This is a genomic window from Thalassospiraceae bacterium LMO-SO8, from assembly GCA_031655335.1.
GTDB lineage: Bacteria > Pseudomonadota > Alphaproteobacteria > Rhodospirillales > Casp-alpha2 > UBA1479.
This window is the reverse complement of the sequence record CP134226.1, coordinates 967735-991128: the sequence shown is the minus strand read 5'-3', so window position 1 is coordinate 991128 and position 23394 is coordinate 967735. Positions and strand designations below refer to the sequence as shown.

The window sequence follows — 23394 nt, the reverse complement described above, 5'->3', positions numbered from 1 at the left end:
CGTCAGAAAGTGTCTCAAGCTCCGAAGCGCCAGATCTTCCGTCAGGCGGCATTGGACCGCCTGTCGTCTCCAGAACAACTGGATCGCCTTGCCATCGTTACCGATTCAATCGGGTGGCTGGCCCTGGGTACCATCGCCGTTCTGATCGTGGCGGTCATCACCTGGGGGTTCGCCGGAAAGATTCCCGATCAGGTCGAAGGGAAAGGCATTCTGGTCAGCGCCGGCGGCCGGATCCTCGACGCCATGTCGCCGTCGGACGGCATTGTTTCCACGCTTTTCGTGGATCAGAACTCTTTGGTCGAAAAGGGCCAGAAGGTCGCCGTGATCGAGCAGGCCGCGCTGCGCCAGGAACGTCAGAGCGCGATCGAAACGCTGGGTGAAAGGCAAAAGGAAAAGGCACAGATCATCAGTGATTTCGAGCGCGAATTCGACCTCAAGCGCAAGAATTTCGCTGAACAGGCGGCGGCACAGAACCAGATCATCAAAGCCGCCGAACAGCGCGCGGGCTACTTGAAAAAAACCATGGCCGCCCGCATGCCGCTTGCCGACAAGGGGCTCTTGCCCCGGGACAAGATCGAGGAACTCAGGACCGATTACAACAAGGCCTTGCAGGACATCAGTGCCGCGAACAACAAGATTCTGGAACTTGAATCCGACACGCTGACGCTCAAATCGGATCATGCCAAGGAAATAACCAAGATCGATCAGCGCATCGCCGACGCGGAACGGGAAATCAGGGAACTCGACGCCAAACTCAGCCTCAACGGCGCGGTCCTGGCGCCCGCCTCCGGGCGGGTGACGGAACTCAAGGTCTTCGAGGGCGGATTCGTTCAGACAGGCGCGCCGGTTATCAGCATCGTCACGGCGGGCAGCAACCTTCAGGCCGTCGTCTATATCCCGACCAAGGACGGCAAGCGTATCCAGCCCGGCATGACCGTCCGCGTCGCGCCATCCTTCGTGAAGAAGGAAGAGCACGGCACCATCATTGGCACGGTGACGAAGGTGTCGGAGTTCCCGGCTTCGAAGCAGGGCATGCTCACCGTCTTGCAGAACGAACAACTGGTCAACGACTACACGAACGAAGGGGCGCCGTATGAGGCACGTGTCGACCTTGTTCGCGATACCGCGACGATCAGCGGGTTCAAATGGACCTCGGGCGCCGGGCCGAATGCCCATGTCACGACCGGAACCACCATCGAGGCCGAAGTCACAGTCAAAGAAGACCCGCCGGTTAACCTCATCATTCCCTTCGTGCGGAAGCATACGGGAATTGGGTTCTGGCCTTCGACGCCGGCGCGCTGAATGCGGTCGCTCATTCGTTACATCGATTGTTTCGCAAGGCCGAAGCGCACACCGACCATTCTGCAGATGGAAGCGGTTGAATGCGGTGCCGCGTCGCTGGCGATGGTCATGGCGTCTCATGGCCTCTGGGTGCCGATGGAGGAATTGCGCATTGCGTGCGGCGTTACGCGTGACGGCAGCAAGGCAAGCAATGTTCTGAAGGCCGCGCGGTCGTATGGGTTTTCCGCGAAAGGGTTCAAGAAGGAACCAGAAGACCTGACCAGCCTGCCGACTCCGTCGATCATTCATTGGAATTTCAATCACTATGTGGTCTTCGAAGGGTTCAAAGGCGGCAAGGCGTATTTGAACGATCCCGGCAGCGGGCCGCGGGTGGTGTCGCTGGAGGAATTGGACCAGTGCTATACGGGTGTCGTTCTGGCGTTCGAGCCGTCATCCGCCCTTCAGCGCAGAGGCCGCGCGCCGTCGATCCTGGCGTCGATGCGCAACCGCCTCGAAAACTCGAGAGCAGCCCTGTTCTATGTCCTTGCCGTCAGCTTGCTGCTGGTCGTGCCGGGAATCGCCATCGCGGGGTTTTCGCGCATCTTCGTCGATGAAATTCTCGTCGCGGAAAAAGAGGACTGGCTGGTGCCGCTGGTCCTTGGGGTGCTGACGGCAGCACTGTTGCGTGGGGGCATGACTTGGCTTCAACAGAAGTACCTGTTGCGAATGGAAACGCGCCTGTCGCTAACGATGGCTTCGACGTTCCTGTGGCACATGATCCGGTTACCCATGTCGTTCTTCCAGCAGCGCCATGTCGGCGATCTGAGCGACAGGATGGCGGCGAACGACCGTGTGGCCAGGCTGCTGTCCGGTGACCTTGCCACCAATTCGTTGAACCTTTCGTCTGTCGTTTTTTACGGCGCCGCGATTGCCGTGTTCGACGGCATGCTGGCGGTCATTGCCTTTGGCCTGGCCCTGATGAATGTTTTTGCGCTTCGTGCCGTCAACCGCAGCCGTGAGGACAACAGCCGCGCCCTGTTGGCCGACGGCGGCAAGCTGGCCGCGACAACCGTTGCCGCCATTCGGTCGATAGAAACCCTGAAATCGTCGGGAATGGAAGACGACACCTTCGCCAAATGGGCGGGCTACCAGGCGAAAATGCTGGAACAGCAGCGTAACCTGGGTTTTTCGACCGCGGTCCTGACGGCGTTTCCGTCGTTGATGTCATCCCTGACCGCGGCGGCGATCCTGGGCGTCGGCGGGTTTCGCGTGATGGAAGGCGTGCTTTCCGTCGGCGCCATCGTCGCGATCCAATCGCTCATGTCGAACCTGACGGCGCCGATCGCCGGGCTGGTCGATCTCGGCGGGAAACTGCAACGCATCAAGGGCGACCTGACTCGATTGGACGATATTCGCTCGGCGCAACCGGACGACACGCGGATCGACGGGGCGGAAGAAACCTGGGCCGGCCCACCCGTTCTCAGCGGCCGCATCGAAGCGCGGAACCTGTGTTTCGGTTTCAGTCCGCTGGACCCGCCGTTGATCGACGGCATCTCGATTTCGGTCGAAACCGGATCACGGGTCGCCATCGTCGGGGCGTCGGGCAGCGGAAAGTCCACGCTTGGCCGGCTGATCGCGGGCGTGCTGAAACCATGGAACGGGGACGTGCTGATTGACGATCACCCCCTCGGCAAGGTCCCTCGGCAGGTTTTCGCCGATACCGTAGCCTACGTCGATCAGGACATTTTTCTGTTCTCCGGAACCATCCATGAAAACCTGACCTTGTGGGACAACCAGATCCCGGACCATGTCCTGACCCAGGCTCTTAAGGACGCGGCGATCCATGATGATGTGATGGCCCGTCCCGGGCGAACTGAAAGCCTGGTTGAGGAGGGGGGGATCAATTTCTCGGGAGGGCAGCGTCAACGGCTTGAGCTTGCGCGTGCCCTCGTCGGCCAGCCCCGGGTGTTGGTGTTGGACGAAGCAACGGCGGCGTTGGATCCGGTGACGGAAAAGAACATCGACGACAACCTGCGGCGCCGGGGCTGTACCTGCATCATCATCGCGCACCGGCTTTCGACGATCCGCGACTGTGACGAGATCATCGTCCTGAGAAAGGGGAAGATTGCCGAACGGGGGACGCATGAGCATTTGATGGCGCACGGCCAGGAGTATCCGCGGTTGATCGGAACGGAAGGGGGGCAAGATGCAGCGTCGCACCCTTGAAGCGCTTCTGACAAAGGTCGACGTCGACTCCCTTCGCGGGCAGGCGCAATCCGTCGCCGCCAACAAACCTATTCTGCTGGACCGCCCGGAAATGTCCATTCTGGTGCTGACGGGATTTGTCGATGTATTCGCGGTTCGGCCCGATGCGGATGGAAACAGCGGCCACCGCCATTCGCTTTACCGCGCGGCGGCTGGAGAAATGATCTTCGGCCCTGATCTGGATGCGGCCCACAGGTATCTCGCCGTCGGAGTCGACGGTACGCGTGTCGTACTAAGCACCGACGGATCGCTGGCGGACCGGTTCGCACCGGACCATCTTGGGGCGATCTTGGACCGGTTCGTCATCGGCATGTCGAAGGGCCTTGCCCCCGAGCGGCCGACCGGTGAGGCGATCATTCTTGACCGCACTTCCCGGCCTGAAATTTACCGCAGCATGCCGGTGTTCGGGGCCGGCCGGCAGCCGACCTGGGTGAGTGCCGCAGACAGCGCCGAATTGCATTGTTTCGGAGATCCGGGGTTGCCGTCCTCCGTGCTGCCGATATCGTCCACTCTCTGGCTTGTGGCGCCGGACACGACGTCGGTGACGGCTCAGTCGTCGGCGGAGCTTGTTCAATCCAATGACTGGCGGAGGGCCCTGGCTGCTTTTGTCCGTGTCTTCGGAGATTGCATGACGGAACGCCTGGCGGCCGTCGAAAGCGATGCCGCGCGGCGCCAACAGGCCCGGCAATCGGCAGAGAAAAATGTGCTCGCCAAGGCCATCAGCGGGATGGTGCAGACGGTGCGCCCGACCGACGACGGGCGCGCCCCGTTGATCGCAGATATCGAGCCATTGCATGCGGCATTTCTCATGGTGGCGCAGGCAATGGGGATCGAGGCCGCGACGACGGAAGAGAAGCGGCCGCGGTTGCAGGGAAAGGCGCCATCCGTTGAGGACTTGGCGCAGGTTTACAGGATTCGAACCCGGAAAGTTATGCTCAGGGGGGACTGGTGGCGCCGCGAGGTCGGGCCGTTGTTGGCCTTCCTTGAAGAGGGCGGCGCTCCCGTCGCGGTCGTCCCGACCGGAGCCGGCGCATTCGCCATAATCGATCCCAATGACGGCATTCCCCGGGCATGCACGCGCGAGGTGTCGGAGACGCTGAAGCATGAGGCGGTCATGCTTTACCGGCCGCTCCCCGGCAGTCTGAGAACGTTGAAGGGTCTGGTCGGATACATCCTTCCCGGGCTGCGCAAAGATCTCTCGCGTGTTGCCCAGATGGGGCTTGCCGGCGGCCTGCTTGCCGCGTTCACGCCGATGATGTCTTCGGTGATGATCGAACAGGTTCTGCCGCGTGCCGACGTGGAGCAGCATATCCATATCATTCTCGGTCTTGTGGCGGCGGCCTTCGGCGGCGCCAGCTTCGAAGTCGTGAAAGCCTTCGCGCTGCTGCGGGTCGAAGGGCGCGCGGACCTGCACCTGCAAGCCTCTATATTCGACCGTCTGCTGCGTCTGCCGGCCGGGTTCTGCCGGCGGTTCACGGCGGGGGATCTGACCGACCGTGTGCTCGGCATCCAGACTATCCGCCAGACCCTCAGCGGGACGACGATACAAAGTCTGCTGGGGGTGACCTTCGCCAGCTTCAGCCTGGCGCTGCTCGTCTATTTCAATTGGCGGCTGTCGATCGTCGCTTTGTCGCTGGTGGCTTGCGCGATCCTGGTCACGGTTCTTCTCGGGCGCTGGCAGCTTCGCGAAGAACGCCACCGGATCGCACATCAGGGCGAGGCCGAAGGATTCGTCCTGCAGTTTCTCACTGGTCTTGCGAAACTGCGCATCTCCGCCGCCGAAGGCCGGGCCTATGCGAAGTGGGCCGGATACTTCACGAAGCAGAAACAGCGTTTCGTGGCGTCCCAATCCTATGCGAACTGGCAGGACATCTTTCATACGGCCTATCCGGCCTTGGCGACGGGGATGATCTTCGTTGCCGCGTCAATGCTGCTCAAGATGGAGGCGACCGATCTTCAATTGGAAGCCCTGGTCAAGGCGGGCGGGGATACCGCCCGCCCGCCCATGTCGACGGGAGATTTCGTCGCTTTCAATACCGCATTCGGCCAGTTCCTGGCGGCGATGACCGGACTGGCAACGGCGCTGACCAGAAGCCTGACGATCATTCCCCTGTTCGAACGCCTGAGACCGGTCGTCGAGGCCGCGCCCGAGGTGTCGGACGAAGACAAGATCGCTGAAACCCTTCGCGGGAACATTGAGCTCAGCCACGTGTCTTTCCGCTATGACCCGGCGGGTCCGTTGGTGCTGGACGATCTGTCGCTATCCATCAACGAAAACGAATTCGTCGCGATCGTCGGGGCGTCCGGCAGCGGTAAATCGACTCTCGTCCGGCTGCTTCTCGGGTTCGAGACCTGCTCCGCCGGCGATATCTACTTCGATCAGACCCCGATCAGCAGCCTCGATCTGACCTCACTGCGTCAGCAGGTGCGCGTGGTCATGCAGAACGGTCAACTGGCGACGGGAAGCATTCTGTCGAACATCCTCGGGGCTTCGGCGCATTCCCAGGACGATGCTTGGTCCGCCGCACGGCAGGCCGGATTGGCGGCCGACATCGAAGCCATGCCGATGGGCATGCACACGGTCCTGATGGAAGGCGTAAATACCCTATCCGGCGGCCAGCGCCAGCGCCTGATGATCGCGCGGGCACTCGTCCAACGGCCGCGCATTCTGTTGCTCGATGAGCCGACCAGTGCGTTGGACAACAGCACCCAGGCGACTGTCATGGAATCCATCGCATACCTTAATGCGACAAGGTTGGTCATCGCGCACCGGCTTTCGACCGTTCGCGCAGCGGACCGGATCATCGTATTGGATCAAGGCCGTGTCGTTCAGGAAGGATCATATGACGAATTGATATCGTCCGACGGACCGTTCGCCGAAATGGCGCGGCGGCAATTGGTTTAGGCAGACAGACAAGGGAGTCCATCATGCGCAAAGTGCTGGTGATATTGGGGCAGTTGCAGGATCCTGACGTCGAATGGATGGCCCGTACGGGGATTAAAAGGGCGTTCGGCGGCGGTGATACGATCATCGAAGAAGGTGTTAGAGGCGACAGCCTGTTCATTCTTCTCGAAGGAAATCTTCGAATCGAGGATTCGAAGATCGGCACCATCGCGACCTTGGGAACAGGCGAAATCGTAGGGGAAATGTCGTTCGTCGATGACGCGCCGCCATCGGCCAGCGTTATCGCGGATGGTGAATGCAGCGTTTTGGAACTGTCTCATGCCGCGCTGGAGTCCCGGATGGAGGATGATCCGGCATTCGGCAAGCGGCTGTACAAGGCGCTGTGTTTCTTTCTTGCAGACCGCCTGCGCGGTACGGTCCGGCGATTCGGATATGGGCAGGTTGGCAGCCTGCACAGCGATGATGTGATGGAAGACGAGTTGGACGAGCGGTTGCTGGATAACGTGTCCATTGCCGGCGAACGGTTCGACCGGATGCTTCGTACCCTCGCCACGGCGCGCGCCGAGTAGAGATAATCGTGCGTGCCGCCGATCCCGACCGACGACTGGATGCCGCGGCGACCCTCGCCGGGGCCTTGGCGGCGCATGCCGCTGAACATCCTGGGAAAACGGCGATTACCTATCTGGTTGATGGCGAGCAGGAGACTGTGAGCCTTGGTTTCGGCGAGCTTTACCAGCGGGCCTGCGCCGTCGCACGGCAGATCAATGAGCGTCGGCCCGGGGCCGGGCGCGCCATCGTTCTTCAGGCGCCCGGGTTGGATTACGCCGTCAGCCTGTGCGCGTGCTTCATCGCTGGTATTGCGGCGATCCCGACACCGCTGCCCACGGCACGGGTCGAGCGCACGTCCGCGCAGCGGTTTCAAAGGCTGGTCCAGGATGCGGCGCCGGAAATCGTGCTGACCCATTCCACGCATCTGCCGCGGTTGGCCCGCGCGATGACGCTGGAAGGCGGGCCCAACGAACGGGTCTGTATCTCCACCGACGCCTGCGAAATCAGGGAAGGGCCGCCGCCTGGTGTCGAGATTACGTCCGATACTTTGGCGCTCATCCAGTATACCTCCGGCTCGACCGGCGATCCGAAAGGTGTGCTGATTGATCATGGAAACCTTGCGGCCAACCTTGCCGCGATCGCCGGAAAGTTCGAACTGACGCGCGATAGCGTGGTCGTCAACTGGTTGCCGCCGTACCACGACATGGGGCTGGTCGGCGGCATACTGGAAGCCATCTGGACCGGCTATCACGTCGTCCTGATGGATCCCAAACATTTTGTCGCCCGGCCGTTGCGGTGGCTGCGGGCGATCGACCACTTCAAGGCGGATGTCAGCGGCGGCGCCAATTTCGCCTATGACCTTTGCGTCAACGCCCTGGCCAGGGCCGATGGCCCGGCATTTGATTTGTCCCGCTGGCGGCTTGCCTATAGCGGGGCCGAGCCGGTACGTGCCGCATCCATCGACCGCTTTGCCGATGCTTTCGCCCCCTTTGGATTTCGGCACGAAGCCTTCTATCCCTGTTACGGGCTTGCCGAAGCCACGCTGATGGCGACGGGTCCTGATCCGGGCGCGGCACGGCCGGTTGCCGTGCCATTTCGGATCTCTGGGCTTGAACAGGGGCGGGCGATAGCGGCGGATGACGGGGCGGGAAACCAGGATGACCTGCGCATGTTGGTGTCCTGCGGCACCCCCTGCGTGGATACGGCCGTCGAGATCGTCGAACCGGCGACCGGCGACCCGCTGGAAGACGGGATCATCGGTGAAATCCGTATTTCCGGGCCCGGTGTCTTTAGGGGCTATCACGGCGGTAACAGCGATGCGGCTGAAGTGGGCCTTACATCAACCGCGGGGCCCGGACAGACGCCGTTTCTAACCGGAGATCTTGGTTTCTGGCACGAAGGTGGACTTTTCGTTACGGGCCGCATCAAAGACATGATGATCTTCAATGGCCGGAATCACTTCCCGAACGACATCGAGGATGCGGCGGCGACCAGCCATCCGGCGGTCTCGCCCCATGGCGCGGCAGCATTTTCTTTGGACACGGGGCAGGACGAGGTTCTTGTCGTCGTCTGCGAGATCCGGCGTGAATACCGCCGTGACACTGATTGGACCGAGGTCTTTGTCGCCATCCGCCACAAGGTGACGGAACAGTCCGGCGTGGCACCTTCGGATATCGTTCTGTTGATGCCGGGAGCCTTGCCGCGGACGACCAGCGGCAAGGTCCGCCGCACCGCCTGCCGGACCGCCTATTCCAACAACGACTGGGCGGTGATCGCGCGGGAATCGGACAACGCTGCCTCCTTGGTCGGATGTACGACATCTAGCGGCCCCACTTTTCTATTGGCCGACAGGGACGAAAAGATGGCGCGGCTGTCCGAATATCTGAACTGGCGGGTGGTTGAATTGACCTCGACGCCCGAGGCGTTCGTCACCGGCGATGCGGAGCTCGCGTTATTGGGTCTGGATTCATTGAAACACGTCGAACTGGGGTTGCTGATCGAACAGGATCTCGGCGTCTCCTTGCCCGCTGATTGGGCCGAACGGCGTGTGACTCTGGAGACGTTGGAAGGTCTGATCCGCAGCCTCGCCCCGGTGGGGGGCGGCCTGGAGCCATCGGGGGCGGATATCGGGACCGGGGAGGCCATGAAGGGGCCTTTCGCCGTGACGCCCATGCAGCGCGCGTTCCTGGAGGACGAAACGAAGGACGCCGACGGGTTTCTTGAAATCATGTACTTTCGCACGCCCAAGGGATTGGATGCGGCGGCATTGGAGGCGGCGGTCAGTGCGCTGAACGACCTTCACGACGCGTTCTCATTGCGCTTCGAAAAGCGCGACGATGCATGGACCTGCCGATACGAGGCGCCCCCTGCGGGTTCAGGGTTTCGGCGCATCGAGGTCCGATCCGGAGAAGGTCTGGATGTTTCCTCTTTGCGTGACGGGGTCATCGCGGAACTTAAGTCTTCGATATCGATCACAGATGGCCCGCTCGTCTCAGCAAGGCTGCTGGACCGCGGGCCGGGGGAGCAGGGCCTGCTGATCGTCGCCTTTCATCACTTGGTCGTCGATGCGCTTTCCCTTTCGATTTGGGCAACGCAGCTGCAGGAAACCTACGCCAGGGCCAAGGCGAACCTGGTGCTATTCCAAAAACCGTCAAAGGCGCTTTTCGGCCCTTGGCTTGCCGCACTGGAGCGCCATGGAAAATCGGAAAACGTCAGCGACGAATTAGACTATTGGAAGCAAGTTTGTGGCCCGGCGACGGATGCAATCGCGGACCTTTCGGGGGGAAATGGCGACATACACCGGGTGCTGCCGGGGGGAAGGCCCACGGCAGTACAGAACCGCATTCTACTGGAGAAATTCCCCTCACCGATGGAGCGGCAGGCGCTGTTTCTCGCGGCACTTTCGAGGGCGGTGACGGATTCCCGTGATACCTCCTCACCGCTGGTTCTCGTTGAAAGCAACGGCCGCCATCCCTTCGTGGGGACCGATCCGCAGCGCGCCGTTGGGTGGTTTGTCTCGCAGTTTCCCGTGCGTGTCACGACACACCCCGAAAACGGACCACTCGCAGATTACGAAGCTGCACGACAGTCACTGCTGACGGTGCCCAATGCGGGCATTGGCTATGGGCTGTTACATTCCAGGCCCAAGTCGGACCCCGCACGGATCGAGATGGAGGGCCTCCAGCAGCCTGGTATCTATTTCCAATACCGAGGAAACATAGACGATACCTTCCGTAAGAACGCGACGCTCCCTGTCATTGATGTTCACAACGTTTTGGACCCATCTCAGGGGGCGCAACGACGGAGTAGCGTCAGCCAATCGATTTGCCTTATCGCGGTCGTTTCCAAAGGGACTCTGTCCTGGTCCATTGCCTACAAAGGCGCGGATCTGGAAGGACAGGCCAGGGAGTTGAATGATGGGGTTGGCCGGTTCCTGGCGGCGATCGCCGAAGCCGAGCATCGCTAACGGCCTTGGATCTTTTGCGTATGCTCAGTTGCAGTGTCGCCTCGCGGCAACGCGGCGGCGGCATTTTCAGGAAGGTCGAATGCCGTCATTCTAACTTGTGGCGAGGACAATCTAAGCCGTGATTGGCCAAAATAAGATGTTTCTGAAAACCGTGCTAAGCTGTCGGAAACATTTTGAATTGTCCAAAATCGGGTTCAAAGGGCCTGATTTGTGACAGTTGAGGCGGTCCAGAATCATGCTTTGATTTACGGGTGTGTTAAGTTGACACCCGTACACACATCCTCCCATAATCCCGCGCCTCGCACGGTTCGACTCGACTCATCCGGGCGGGTGGGAGCAAGGTTATGGGTATGGTTAGAGCGATCTTTAAATTTTTTGGGTGGATCGAAGATATTCACGACACCTACGTATGGTGCGTTTGGGTATGGGGCGCGGTCGCTGGCGTTGGTGTTCTCATGATCGCTATTGTCGAAGGCTTGCCGCTCGCAACAAAGGTAACGCTATCCTTTGTCATGTTTGCCGCCGCGCTAACGATATGGTTCATCTTATCTCTCGCGCCGTCCAAGACCGTTTGGGGGAGGCGAGCCAAGCGCCGCCGCCATCTGAATGGTTTAATTAAAGACGGAATAATCGCCTATAAGACGCTGAAAACAGCCGCATCGGGGGACGAGTTTCAAGATGCGATAACCACTGCATATGGCGCGTGGGCGGCCACGGTTTGGGAGTACTTGCGTAGCGAATATGATGAGGTGGTTGCGGATAGATGGGCAACCATAGGTTTTTTTACTAAAAGGTGGTTTAGGCGAGCTTCTGAGTTTGAGAATGGGAAGCTCACTGAGGTTGCAATTTTGATTGAGCGCTTGCAGGGCATATTGGCAAAGGAGGATGGCGATGAGTCGAGGCAAATACCTCAGTTTGGAGGAGGCCCGCAAAATGGATCGTCTTGAGCAGTTTGCGAAGGAGAACCCATCCCAAGCGGATGAGCGGTTCTGGCCCCTGCTGGAGGCTGTGGTTACAGGTTCGCCAGTAGTTCCCCAAACATCGCCCCGGGATTCTTCCGCCGATTGTAGCGGTACTCAAACTCGCCCAGATACTTCGGAAGATGCTTAGCACTGACAGAGATATGGGTGCCCCGGATCGACCGTTTCAACTGCGCCCAGAAGCCTTCAAGGCTGTTCACATGAGTATCTCCCCGCGCCCATTCCTTGGCCCCGTGGTCAATCGTATCGTGGTCATACCCGAGGCTGGAAAGCGTGTGGTAGACGACAAATTCATCGCTGCTGATCCGCGTTCCCTCGGGAACCTGACGGGTGATTTCCGCAAACAGGGTCTTGCGCTTGGCGTCGGGGACAACCTTGGTAAACAGTTCCCCGCCACGTTCCATGATGCCGAACACAACGGACTTCCCGCCTGCTCCACGGCCACGCTTACCGGGGCGCTTGCCGCCGACGTAGGTTTCATCAACCTCAACGTGACCCGTCAACGGCGGCTCCCCATCAACCTCACCCATGTACTTGCGGATTTCGTGGGACATACGAAGCGCCGTGGGGTAGCTGACGCCCAACTGGCGCTGCAATTCCTTGGCCGGAACACCGTGACGGGAAGTGGTGAACAGGTAGAGAGCGTAAAACCACTTCTGCAACGGCGTGTGGGAGCGATGGAACATGGTGCCGGCCATCGGGAAGATCTCAAACCCGCACCAGGCGCACTCATAGGCCGGGTGGCGCTTCACGCGGTGGAACTTCCCGTGCTTTCCGCACTTGGGGCAATCCAGCGTTGTGCCGTGGCGCTTCGCCATCAGGTAGTCAAGGCAAGCGTCGTCGTTAGGGAACTGCTTGAAGAAATCCTGGATGGTGGGGCCGGTCATTTCGATCTCCTTTCGATGATGAAAGGATACCAAAATGCCTTACGGGTGTCAACTTTATACTCCCGTTGATTTATCCAAAGCTGGAAAATTTATATCTTAAATTGACTGTTCCCGCGCCAAATGCCCAATGATTTCAATCCTTAGAGTTTCGCGTGTCCTGAGATTGGTTGCCCTTGGTCTGACCCACGAGCTCTTCCATTTCGGCAAGGAGGTCATCTGCCGGCCGCACCCGTTCGGGATGGTCCCTCATATCCTTCTCAATGAGATCCAGGCACTTCGCATCCTCAGTGATTAGGCCTGACCTTTTCGGGCGTTTTGGGCTGCTCATGATGCTCTCCTGTCCAGGGCGAAGGCTGTGGACAGTAATTGGGATGCGCGCGGTTTAGGGTCAAGTGGCCCATCTGAAATGCATGCTGTTTGGGGCGCAATTTCCTACTTTTAGAGCGCGCATCCTTCACATGTTAGATCGACCGTAGCTTCGGATATTTCGCTTTTCCATCTGTGGATCGAGATGAAAATTTGAGCTTAGTCATTGATGTGTATTGCTTGGTGGGGAGCCAGTCATGCTCCTTAATCTCTTTACGCTGAACGCCTCCGATCCTTCGGCGCCGTCCAATCGATCTCATCCAGGATCTTCGGTTCCAACGCCGTTCGACCGGCCTCCTCCATCCGTTCGAGGGCAAAGCACACGACTTTCCAGGACTCTCCGGTAAGACCTTCGCTCATGGTGTGGATGCGGCGGACCAAGGCTTTGTCCTTCATGAACGAAACGTCCTTCATGCCCGTGCGGCGACATATATGAGCCAGGAACGTCGCGTATCCGGGGCCGAGTTCCCACTTCGGCAGGGTGAACGGCTCGAAGCGATTGCCGAACTGCTGATCTGTTTGCACGACACGCAGAATTTCCCTGGTGCCTAAGCCCACGATCGGGATCTGCAGTTCGTTGGTCAGGTGCTTCAAGACGTTCAGGAAGACACCTCGTTGATCTATCTTCCCTTGCAGGATGCTGTGGAGTTCGTCGACGATCAGCATCCTGGTTCCCAGATTGGTCAGAGTCTTTAGGACTAGATCCTGCTTCCGGGACGTGGACCAGGTCGGCATGAAAGGCGCGCCGACGGCGTTCAAAATGTTGCCGTAGAAGCCGGCTACATCCGCCATGGGCGGCGCTTGCACGTAGACGACGGGCATGGATTTCGCCTCGTCGGAGGCACCGGGGTCCGGTTGGTGCATCCGTTCGAACTTCCGAGCGATCGTCGTCTTGCCGTGATTGGTTTCACCGACGATCAGGCAGCAGGGTGGCCGCGTGACGCGGGGGTGGTTGAGCAGCCACTCAAGGCGTTTCAATGCCTGCAAGGCGACCGGGTAGTCGATCCAGCAGGACGACCAGATCCGATGCAATCTCTCTCGCGGCTCCGGGCCGAACAGCTCGAATGATGTCAGTTCGCTTCTTGCGGGCTCAGTCATGACCAATCCTCCCAACGGCCTTCAAGCTCGGCATCGCCGATGTCGAATTCGCCTTCGTCTTCATCTGTGGCCTTTGAATTATCGACGACGAGCGAAATGCCCGGCCGTTGGTCTGATGTTTCTCGTGCATGGACTTTCTTCCTCTGTTTCGCCCGTCGGGCTTTCTTGGTTTCGGTCGTGGCGGTCTCCGCGATGCGTCCCATCTCCTCGATGGCGGCGAAGATGGCGTCTTCGTCGATGATCTCCGCGTTTCGGTCTCTCAGATATTTTTTCGCCGCCCGAAGCTCCCAAAGGGAGATCGAGGGGTGCGTCTGGTCCCGGTAGGGAACCTCGAGATACTCCTTGAGTTCGGGATCGAGAAAATAGATGCGGCTGATGTCGCGGGGGTCCCGCCTGATGGTGAACTTCACGCTCCGTCCCCCTTGTTTCTCCCCGATCCATCCGAGGATGCTGGGGGCGCGGTAATTGACGCCGTCCCAAGCAATTCCTTCGCGTTGAACCGTGCGGGATTCGAGCGGGAGGAAGTCGATGGCGAACCGCTCCGGGTCGCTGATCGGCGCGTTGAGCCCGGTGCCTTTCCGTCGGCCGGTTCCTAGGACGCCTTCTCGCCACTTTTCAATCGGGCTCATGCCGATGCCTTTGTGGACGCGCTGGTGATAGACACCGACCACATAGGTGACGAACCAGGCCTGCAGTTCATCCAGCGTCATCGATGCCTGTTTCGCTGAGTTGTATTCACCCTTGTCCTGGATGTTGGAGAAGGTCGTGCCTGGAAGGGTGTGGATTTCCTTGGCGATTGTGCCCATGAGCCGTTCGACATGCCCGCCGAAGTGCGGCTGCCTTACCGGCCGCCAAGCGATGTTGATCCCATATTCGTCGCAGGATTTTTTGATAAGGTTGCTGTGAAAATCCTTGCCGTTGTCGGCATGGAGGGTCCGCATCAGGCCCCAGACCGGCCACTTGCCGTCGATGCCCAGCTTTTCAAGCTCGGCGTCCTTGGGCAGCGCTGAATGACGGATGCACATGCCCACGGAGAATGAACTCGGCGCGTCGAGAGAGATGTAATATCCGGTGATCATGCGGCTGAAGACGTCGATGGCGACCGTCAGCCACGGACGCCCGATCGGCAGCCGTGTGTCGTCGTCGACCAGGATGATATCCAACTTCGTATGGTCGATCTGAACGGTCTCCAGCGGGAAGTTCCCATCCGGAAATTCACCCTTCACTTCGGCGAATTGGTCGCGGGCGGCCTTGGCGCCTTGGCGGCGTTTGACCCGCTCGCTTTCTTTGACCGCTTTGATGCGCTCACGAATGGTGTTCGGGTGCGGCGGTTTCAATCGGGCCGCCTTGCATCGGAGAACGACCTCGTCGATGGCTTTCTTCGCCGTCACCTTCTGTTTGGTGAGATAGACGCTCTCAATCACGTCCTGGATAATGGCTTCGACCTTTCTCGGCAAACGCCGTTTACGTTTGCCTCGTCGGTTGGGTGCGAGATCGGAGAGCAAGCCCCTAGCCTGATAGTCGGAGCACCAGCGGCGCAATGTCTTCTCGTTGACGTCGATCTCTTCGGCGCGGGCTTTGAAGGCTTCGCCTTTTCGATGGGTAACGTCGAGCAGCGGTTTGATCGCCTCGTATCGTTCTCGAGCCGTGTCCAGGTCGCTCTCCGGTATGGCGTCCAGGACCCGGGGTTTGTCGATTTTAGGCGCTTCTTTGCTTTTGAGCTGTCCGACATTCGCTGATTTGATTTCGCCCGTATCGACGAACTGCACCATGACTTCATCGAAGCTGGGTTGGGAGGTAATGACGGCGGCACGTCCAAGGAACTGGACTTCGCTGCCGACATCGAAACTAAGCGGCGTACTCATCGTTGATCGCCTTCGTTCAAATGAATGTTGGTTGCCGGTGTTAGGGGATCGTCCATGCCCGCGGCGACCGTTCCTGTCGCGACCAAATGCCACAGCGCAAACAGCGCTTCCGCACGGTCATCTTCTTGGCGGCAGGTTGCTTCGAGAAGGCGGGTGACAGTCGTCCGGCCTGTTTCGCCGAGTGCGATCAGTAAGCGGTCGCGCGCCCATGTCGGCGGCTCCGCTTGCTGGTAGGGGAGGAGGAATTTGGCGTTCTCCAGCCGGGGAATGCGGATCTCACGTTCCGTCCAAACCTCGAATGTCCAGCCACGCCTGCGGGCGAAATTCCTGGCGGCATTGAATTTGTCGTCGAGGTCGGCTGTCACGAACTTGGCAGGTTTGATCTCGGCGAGCATCGAGGCGCCAGAACGTCGATGAACCAGGAAGTCCGGCGTGTAGTGCCGATGTTTGCCGGCAGTGTCCTGGAAGGAAATCCGGACGGGCTGCTCTTCGATGTCCGTGACATTGGCATCGAAACGCATCAGCGAGATGAAATCCCGCTCGAGAGACGATTCAAATCCGACAGCACCTTTGCCGCGCCCGTATGCGTGGCGCCCCGTCAGGCTCCGGCTACTGATGGGAATTTTTCTAACCGGCATCTCTCCTCCTAAATACTATATGTAGTGATTTTTCCGTGCCGCAACCCCCAACATGTACTTTCATATCAAACCTCGCCTTTTGAGTGCCTCGCGCAAGATCTGATCGACCCACGGCCCGACGTTGTGTCCTTCATGCACTGCGGCGGCACGTGCCGCCGCGCGGACATCTGGGCTGACGCCGTCCAGTTTCCAATAGCGGTTCGTCCCGTAGGCGCAGTGGTCGCCGGCGGGAACGGCGAGTTCATCGATGTGCTTGGATTTGCAGCCGAGGACTTGGCTCAAGGCGCCGCGTGTCGGTAGCGTGTCTTGCCTTTGCAAGAATGCCCTCGCCGCCGCGACTTCGGATGGTGCCGGTTGATAGTCGCCATCGTGAAGCTCGCTCGATGCTGGCGCCCACAATGCGAAGGGTATCTGTGCAGGATCTTTCAGGAGCACTCGCGACGTGATCCCGACACCCTTGCAAGCCGCGACGAACCGGGACGGCCAATCGTCGAGCAATGCGTAGGCATACTGAATAAGGACATGGCGACTTTGGACCGGTAAGCGTTCGATCTCTTTGATGCGCGGTATGGCAGATGGCGGAACATCGGGCGCGTCGACGTTTCGGCGTGCCCACTCGCGTAGTGGGTAGGCAAACCGACCAGTTGCCAAAAGCCGATAAACGACCCAGAGAATGCGGAGGTAGGCGAGCGGATAAACCGGACCGAAACTCCCCAGCTCTCCCCAATCGCCTTGGGCAATGCGGATCAGTTCTTCTTGGGCGCGATGCGTATGGGCCTCCGGTGGCTCCGCGCGCCGAAGATCAAAACCGCAATTCCAACAAAGGCAAACTGATCCTAGGTGAGGTGATCCGTACAGAGGTTGAATTGGTGCGGTGCATTCTGGGCACCGATCGATCAGCAGGCGGCTGTGACGGGGGCAGCTGGTGACAAACGCCAGCCGGTGCACCGAACGGAGGTGCGGCACAGCGTCAGCGCGTAGGCATGCGACGCAGGCCTGCTGACCGAACGACTTGGACTTTTGATGCACGCCGGTGGCGGGTAGCCAGAGCAGCTTGCATCGGCCGTCGTCATCTCCGTAGAGATTGATAGCCCAACGCCGTAGCGTTCGTGTCCGCAGGTCGTCTTGTTGGACGCCCGTGTGGGTCGACAATCCGGCGATCAAATCGTCGCAAGCAAACCTGTCCAGGTCGGCCCGATGCATTCGTCCACCGGGCAAGGCGACACGGTAGAGTTCTCCCGGTTCCAAGCCGTTGGCCCAAGCCAGGCGCGAGAACCAAGACGAGAACGTCTCATCATCGACCGGTCGCGGTCGGAATGGCCAGGGGCCGTCCAATGTGGTTAAGCCGCAAACATGGGCGGCAGCCTTTGCCCAAGTCAGGACAATTTAAAGCGGCGGGTATTTGGTGATGCGAAGGTTCGTGTGCAAGGGAAATTTAGAACGGGCTTATCTGAAGAATCAGACGTCTGCTTCCTCGAATAAGAGCCATTGCAGCCGTTTTGGTGCAGTGTCCACTTCTAGCCAGGAGCGGACACTGCCTCAATCAGCGGACTCTTTCGGGATGAAAGGATAGGTGGCGCAATTGATCGGGTTCAGTCATCGTCATAATTGCCACGATCTGCTTGCGCGTGACACGCCAAGCAGTTTGATTTGGTGACGACCTTTGGGTCTTTCCACACACGGTCGGGGAAGTTGTGCTCACGCAGAAACGCGGGGTTCTCGGTGATTTTTAGAGGAGCGCCGCCCGGCTCGACCCATCGCATATATTTCTGGGCAACCCCCAGCTGTTTCACATCGCCGGCGTTCTTGGTCAAGTAGGCACGGATCGCCACAATCTGCGCGTCAGGCAACGAGGCATCCTCGCCGAAATGGTCGGAGAGTGTATTCATGATGCGATCCCAGGAGTGCGCCGGAAGAAACGCCGGCTGAAACGCCATGTGGCAGCTGCCGCATTCTTTTTGAACCAGTTGGTTCGTGATTGGGGGGACCCAATCGTCGGCCGAGGCTTGTGCTGTCGAGGCCAATAGAGCCGCGAGAATCAGAGAATAGCGCATAACCTACTGTCCCGTCATGAAGGTGATGTAGTCGCCCTTCTCGAGCGGCGTACAGAGGCGGCCGAGAACGCTTTTGCAGTCGCGCGTGAACTGTTTTTCAACGTCGGCGGCATTGGTGAAACGGCTCGGATTCACGGAGACGGCAACCGGATCAATTGGGCGCCCGGTCTTAGCGTTGCGGCCTGGATTCCTTGGGTTGCCCGTATGGCAGGCCGTACAAGACGGTGTCCGCGGATCGCCGCCTGCCCACACAGTACGGAATAGTTGTTCGCCTCGCTTCGCGGAGAATGCGGTAAATCCGGGATCGGTAGCGCGGGTCTGTACAGCATATTCGGTGACAATGGCATCGCGGTCCGGGTCACCGGCCATGGCCAGTGTTGGGGCGGCGATCATCGACGCCAGAACGAAGGCGCGTAGCATGTGTTTGACTCCTAGGCGTGAGTGAACGGCAACCGTTCGTTGAGTTTCACGATGGCGCTTCTGATGAATTTTTTGCCGCCATACATGAACGTGACGAACGCGATATGCCCAAAGATGACCCAAAGGGAGGCTTCGGAGATCGCCTCGTGCGGATCTTCCAGCCAGGTCATCAGCGAGTCCGAAAGGGCGCCAGTCGCAGCAGAAGCGCCAACGACAATCAAAAGGACCGAGGCAAACCAGGCAAAGAAAGGGTGGCGACCTTTGCCGCTGCGAAACCAATCTCGCAGGTCGCCGAATTTAGGGCGAGGCAACTTGAAAAGTTTGCTGTTCGGCGCCATCAGGCCGACCAGGAGGCGGGCGACGATGGCCGCGAGTACGGCGTATCCTGCGAACAAATGCATGCCGTAGGTATCCTCGTCGGCCGTCAGGTAGGCAACCAGATATGCGCCGCCGAGCCATGCGTGCCAGAAGAGGAGAAGCGCCTGCTGGTGCTTGGGTTTCATCGTCCGCTCCTTGATCCGCCGTCAGTGAGTCAGTCGTCGTCGCGCTTACTGTGTTTGCGGCGGTGTTCAGAACTTTCGCCGTAATGATCGCGCTCATGTTCTCGCTCTTGCCGGAAGTTGCGGTAACGATCCGAGTATCCCGATGTGTTGGTGATATAACCGTTGTTCCCAGTGGTAGCGTTGCCAGCCTCGGCGCGCATGGCCTGGGCGGCGTTATCAACCGAGTGTCCGTCGCCGGGGCCTGAGGCGTAGACTGCGGCAGCACCACCGATGACGGCGGCGGCGATCAATCCGTGAATGATCATTTTCTTAAGCATGGTGATTGCTCCTGTGTTGCGTTGAGGGGACGCTAGCAGAAGCAATCTGAACGAGGCCTGAGCGGCTCGTTCATGTACGGTTCATGCAAAAACGGCTATTTTCGCCGCATGCGACGCTTCACGATTCTCGTTCTGACCGCTCTGCTGAGTGCCGCTTCGGTCCCCGCCCTGGCGGATGGAGGCGGTGAACATCGAGACGGCTATAAACGCGACGATGACCATGATCGCGCACGTCGCGCGCTGGAACGTGGAGAGATCCTTCCGCTGACCGATATCCTCAAGCGGGCAAACAAGGAATACCCAGGGCAATTGATTGAGGCCGAACTCGATGACGACCACGGCGGCATGGTCTACGAACTTGTCATCATTTCGGCTGAGGGGCGCGTCTATAAACTGTATTACGATGCGCGCACCGGTGAGTTACTGAAGGTGAAGGGGCGAGGCAGGCACGAATGAGGGTTCTGATCGTCGAGGACGAGCCTGCGCTGGCTTTTCGGCTGCAACAAGTGTTGGAGGGTGCCGGTTTCACCGTCGACGTCGCTTACGACGGCGAAGAAGGCTGGCACCTTGGCGACACTGAACCGTATGACGCGGTCGTCCTTGATCTGGGCTTGCCTCGCATCGACGGCGTTACGGTTTTGAACCGTTGGCGCGAAGCTGGGCGCACAATGCCGGTTTTGATCCTGACAGCGCGCAGCCGCTGGTCCGAAAAGATGGCAGGCTTCAACGCGGGTGCCGACGACTATCTGGTCAAACCGTTCGAGATGGAGGAAGTCGTCTACCGGCTGCGGGCGTTAATCCGGCGCGCATCCGGTCACGCGCAGCCGGAACTGACCTGCGGCGCGCTCAGGCTCGATACCAACGGAGGCCGGGTCAGCGTCGACGGAGCACCGGTTCAGGTAACGGCGCAGGAGTTCCGCATTCTGTCGTACCTGATGCATCATGCGGACCGGATCGTCAGTCGGACGGAACTCGCCGAGCATGTCTACGACCGTCACTTCGATCTCGATTCCAACTCGCTGGAGGTCCTGGTCGGCCGCATACGCAAAAAGATTGGCGCTGCGTATATACAAACGGTTCGTGGTCAGGGATACAAGTTGACGGAGCCGGAGGCTTGACGGTGCGCGAGACCCGCAAGCGTTCAGCGGCGGCTCTCTCAACTCGATTGATATTGGGGGCAGCTGTCTGGCTGGTTCTGATCCTGGCCCTTGGTGGCGGCGTCCTGACTTGGGCCTTCCGCGATACGGTCGAGAACGAGTTCGGCCGTCGCCTCGATGCGGTCCTGAACGGCATGATCGCATCCATGGCGACGAACGCGGAGGGCGGCGTAATATTGACGCACCCGCTCGGCGACCCGCGTTTCGACCAGGTCTATTCCGGCTGGTATTGGCAGATCACGGAACCGTCCGGCGGGTTGTTACGTTCTCGCTCGTTGTGGGACAGCACACTTCAGGCCACAGGCAGCGATACAAAGCTGCATTTGAGTAGGACTCAAGGCCCGAACGGCGAGCCGCTTTTAATCGCAGAGCGCGACATAGTATTTCCGGACATCGATGGTTTCGTCCATGTCATGGTTGCCGGCGACCTACGCGAGGTCAGTGATGGTGTTCGCCGGTTCAATCTACTACTCACAATCGCCCTTGGTTTGTTGGGGCTTGGCCTCGTTGTGGCGGTCATGATCCAGGTCCGTTTCGGCCTTCGTCCGTTACGCGCCTTGGTGGGAGACCTCGACGCGGTCAGACGGGGGGCACATCCGCGACTGGCCGATCAATATCCAAAAGAAGTGGCGCCGTTGGCGCAAGCGATGAACGATGTCCTCGATGAAGACGCGGAACTGATCGAGCGGGCTCGGAGGCATGTCGGCAATCTGGCGCACGGCCTGAAGACGCCGCTCGCCGTTATTTCAGCGGAGATGGAGGGAGAACCGGACAGGCGCGTGTTACACGAGCAGGTTCAGGTGATGCGGCGTCTGATCGAACATCACCTTGGACGGGCGTCGGCGGTTGCCAGTGCTGGAGGACGCATCGGTGCTGTGACCAAGATCGCTGAGACGGCGCGTGATGTCGCGGGCGTTCTCGCTAAGGTGTTCGCGGACAAGAACCTAGCGATTGAAGTCAAGATTGATGACGCTGCCGTTTTCCCGGGGCACCGCGAGGAGCTGGAAGAGATTCTTGGAAACCTGATGGAGAACGCCTGCAAATGGGCATCTTCTCGTGTTCGGCTCTCAACCGAGCAGACAGCGGAACACGTAAAACTCCTGGTCGAAGACGATGGTCCCGGCATGTCTGAGGAGCAGGCGGCAGAAGCGTCGAGACGCGGCAAGCGTTTCGATGAGATTGCGCCGGGATGGGGACTCGGTCTCTCCATCGTCTCGGATCTGGTGGAAGTGACTGGTGGTACATTGTTGCTTACGCGGTCTCCACTAGGTGGCTTGAGCGCTTGTGTCACGTTTCCACGTACATAAGGTAATCAAATTTGATCGGGCGCTCTTGGTGATGACCCGCACGCTTCGGCGATTGAGTTTGTCCGCTACGGGTCATTTGCAGACAGGGACAGGTCAAAGTTCATTAGTCCGCTATTCGTCCAAATGCAGAACCTTGTTGAAGCCTGACTTGTCGCGCCTCAGGCTCTGGACCAGCGAGGTAGCTTCAGGCGTTTGATCTCTTTCTTTGAAAGCTGCCGTTTGCCGACGGCGTAGACGCCTGAACGGCCGTACAGTCGCCCAGGCGAGAGGGCGGACAATCCCGCGCTCAAGACAACGTCGACGATAGGCGGTTTCGGCGGTTCCTGTTCCAGTGAAACTTCCCACCAAGCTCCATCGTCCAAAAGGTGGAATTGATGCCAGGCGTCGCGTTCGACCATTCGTTTGTGCAATTCCGCAAGCCATTCCGCTCGGCGCGCCTTCTGCTTCATGCGGTAGGTTTGCTGTCTCTTGTTACGGCGAAGGATCCCGGTTGCCGGGTCGACCCAGAACTCAAACAAGGAATTTTCCAGTGGTCTTGTGCCGCCCCAGTACCAGTGGACGTACACTTTGCCGTCGCGCCGCGAGACACCTTCGTACGCGACGAAGTCGCCGATGTGGTCGCGGACATGCTGCTGGACGGTCGAGGTGACACGAAGGTTAGTGCAGACCTCCGACCACACCTTGTTCCAGGGGCGCCCGATCTGGCGGCCGAAATAGCGCCGGAGCGGTGCCAGATTTTCGTTGAGCATCTTGCGGTCGCCGGACTCAGACGCCGCACGCTTCATGCCGACCGCGTGCCGCGCAAGTTCAAGGTCACGCGAGGCGCGCCCTTTGCGCGCGCCGTGACCGCCCTGGCGTGGGCGCTCGACGATCACTTTGGCAATGTCATTACGCATGACTTCTGCCTCCCGATTGATTTGAGTTTTTGAGAGCAAACGACAAACACGAAAAGCGCGGGCCAGCTTCGCTGTCGCGCTTCGATGTCCGCGGGTGCCCGCGGCTATGTGAGGTATGGTTGTCGCTTGCGCCTTAGATACTGGATGCGGCGCCCGATTTCAAGCGCGTACAAATCCGGAACGGATTTAGCATTGCTCGGTTTCTAAATTTCCGGGCATCGGTCGGAAGACAAAAAAACTCGACGGAAAATCCGGACATCTCCGGCGATTTCTATCGTGTTCTATATGAAGGAATTTTGATGCGGAAGCGGACAAGTTAAATTGTAATTTGGACAATCTAAGCTGTGATTGGACAAACTAAGATGTTTCCGACATATGTCGGAAACTTTTTTAAATGTCCAAAATGGGGGGTGATGAGCCTGATTTGCGCCAATTGAAGC

19 protein-coding genes are annotated in these 23394 nt (G+C 59.3%); 9 read left to right on the top strand and 10 right to left on the bottom strand.

Annotation, left to right across the window (positions count from 1 at the left end):
• Positions 1-9 precede the first annotated feature (9 nt).
• The 6 genes from RJ527_04800 (at position 10) to RJ527_04775 (ending at position 11413) form a co-directional block, all read left to right on the top strand.
• Positions 10-1302 (top strand): NHLP bacteriocin system secretion protein, encoded by a 1293-nt coding sequence (locus RJ527_04800; protein ID WND77067.1) that lies wholly within the window; start codon positions 10-12, stop codon positions 1300-1302.
• Positions 1303-3507 (top strand): NHLP family bacteriocin export ABC transporter peptidase/permease/ATPase subunit, encoded by a 2205-nt coding sequence (locus RJ527_04795; protein WND77066.1) that lies wholly within the window; start codon positions 1303-1305, stop codon positions 3505-3507.
• A complete protein-coding gene (locus RJ527_04790) occupies positions 3488-6451 on the top strand; it encodes an NHLP bacteriocin export ABC transporter permease/ATPase subunit (protein WND77065.1) in 2964 nt (987 codons plus the stop codon). The genes RJ527_04795 and RJ527_04790 overlap by 20 nt, the downstream gene beginning before the upstream one ends.
• Positions 6452-6474: 23 nt before the next feature.
• Positions 6475-7020, top strand: coding sequence for a cyclic nucleotide-binding domain-containing protein (locus tag RJ527_04785; protein WND77064.1), 546 nt, complete (start codon positions 6475-6477; stop codon positions 7018-7020).
• A gap of 8 nt (positions 7021-7028) precedes the next feature.
• Positions 7029-10466, top strand: a complete 3438-nt coding sequence (locus tag RJ527_04780; GenBank protein ID WND77063.1) for an AMP-binding protein — start codon at positions 7029-7031, stop codon at positions 10464-10466.
• A 344-nt stretch (positions 10467-10810) separates the two neighbouring features.
• Complete coding sequence (locus tag RJ527_04775) at positions 10811-11413, top strand: hypothetical protein (GenBank protein ID WND77062.1); 603 nt, start codon at positions 10811-10813, stop codon at positions 11411-11413.
• A 65-nt stretch (positions 11414-11478) separates the two neighbouring features.
• On the opposite strand, the gene RJ527_04770 is transcribed toward RJ527_04775, so the two are convergent.
• The 9 genes from RJ527_04770 to RJ527_04730 all read right to left on the bottom strand — a co-directional run bounded on the left by RJ527_04770 (position 11479) and on the right by RJ527_04730 (position 19594).
• Complete coding sequence (locus RJ527_04770; GenBank protein ID WND77061.1) at positions 11479-12333, bottom strand: IS1595 family transposase; 855 nt, start codon at positions 12331-12333, stop codon at positions 11479-11481.
• 579 nt (positions 12334-12912) lie between these two features.
• Positions 12913-13797 carry a TniB family NTP-binding protein gene (locus RJ527_04765; GenBank protein WND77060.1) on the bottom strand — a complete coding sequence of 295 codons (885 nt, stop codon included), beginning with the start codon at positions 13795-13797 and terminating at the stop codon, positions 12913-12915.
• Positions 13794-15662, bottom strand: a complete 1869-nt coding sequence (locus tag RJ527_04760; GenBank protein WND77059.1) for a Mu transposase C-terminal domain-containing protein — start codon at positions 15660-15662, stop codon at positions 13794-13796. The genes RJ527_04765 and RJ527_04760 overlap by 4 nt, the downstream gene beginning before the upstream one ends.
• On the bottom strand, positions 15659-16300 hold the full coding sequence (locus tag RJ527_04755) for a TnsA endonuclease N-terminal domain-containing protein (protein WND77058.1): 642 nt from the start codon (positions 16298-16300) through the stop codon (positions 15659-15661). Before RJ527_04755 ends, RJ527_04760 begins: the two co-directional genes overlap by 4 nt.
• 60 nt (positions 16301-16360) lie before the next feature.
• A complete protein-coding gene (locus RJ527_04750) occupies positions 16361-17635 on the bottom strand; it encodes a TniQ family protein (GenBank protein WND77057.1) in 1275 nt (424 codons plus the stop codon).
• Positions 17636-17892: 257 nt separating this feature from the next.
• Entirely contained in the window at positions 17893-18354 is a 462-nt protein-coding gene (locus tag RJ527_04745) for a diheme cytochrome c (GenBank protein WND77056.1), read from the bottom strand.
• 3 nt (positions 18355-18357) lie between these two features.
• Complete coding sequence (locus RJ527_04740) at positions 18358-18774, bottom strand: DUF1924 domain-containing protein (GenBank protein WND77055.1); 417 nt, start codon at positions 18772-18774, stop codon at positions 18358-18360.
• 11 nt (positions 18775-18785) lie between these two features.
• Positions 18786-19277 (bottom strand): cytochrome b/b6 domain-containing protein, encoded by a 492-nt coding sequence (locus RJ527_04735; protein WND77054.1) that lies wholly within the window; start codon positions 19275-19277, stop codon positions 18786-18788.
• A gap of 29 nt (positions 19278-19306) precedes the next feature.
• Positions 19307-19594, bottom strand: coding sequence for a hypothetical protein (locus RJ527_04730; protein WND77053.1), 288 nt, complete (start codon positions 19592-19594; stop codon positions 19307-19309).
• Between the two features lie 72 nt (positions 19595-19666).
• Here RJ527_04730 and RJ527_04725 point away from each other — a divergent pair, with 72 nt between their 5' ends.
• From RJ527_04725 to RJ527_04715, 3 genes are read left to right on the top strand one after another with little or no spacing between them, the layout of a single operon-like run.
• Positions 19667-20050, top strand: coding sequence for a PepSY domain-containing protein (locus RJ527_04725; GenBank protein ID WND77052.1), 384 nt, complete (start codon positions 19667-19669; stop codon positions 20048-20050).
• Entirely contained in the window at positions 20047-20712 is a 666-nt protein-coding gene (locus tag RJ527_04720) for a response regulator transcription factor (GenBank protein ID WND77051.1), read from the top strand. Before RJ527_04725 ends, RJ527_04720 begins: the two co-directional genes overlap by 4 nt.
• 2 nt (positions 20713-20714) lie before the next feature.
• A complete protein-coding gene (locus RJ527_04715; protein WND78015.1) occupies positions 20715-22058 on the top strand; it encodes a sensor histidine kinase in 1344 nt (447 codons plus the stop codon).
• A 158-nt stretch (positions 22059-22216) separates the two neighbouring features.
• On the opposite strand, the gene RJ527_04710 is transcribed toward RJ527_04715, so the two are convergent.
• Entirely contained in the window at positions 22217-22954 is a 738-nt protein-coding gene (locus RJ527_04710; GenBank protein ID WND77050.1) for a hypothetical protein, read from the bottom strand.
• Between the last annotated feature and the right edge of the window lie 440 nt (positions 22955-23394).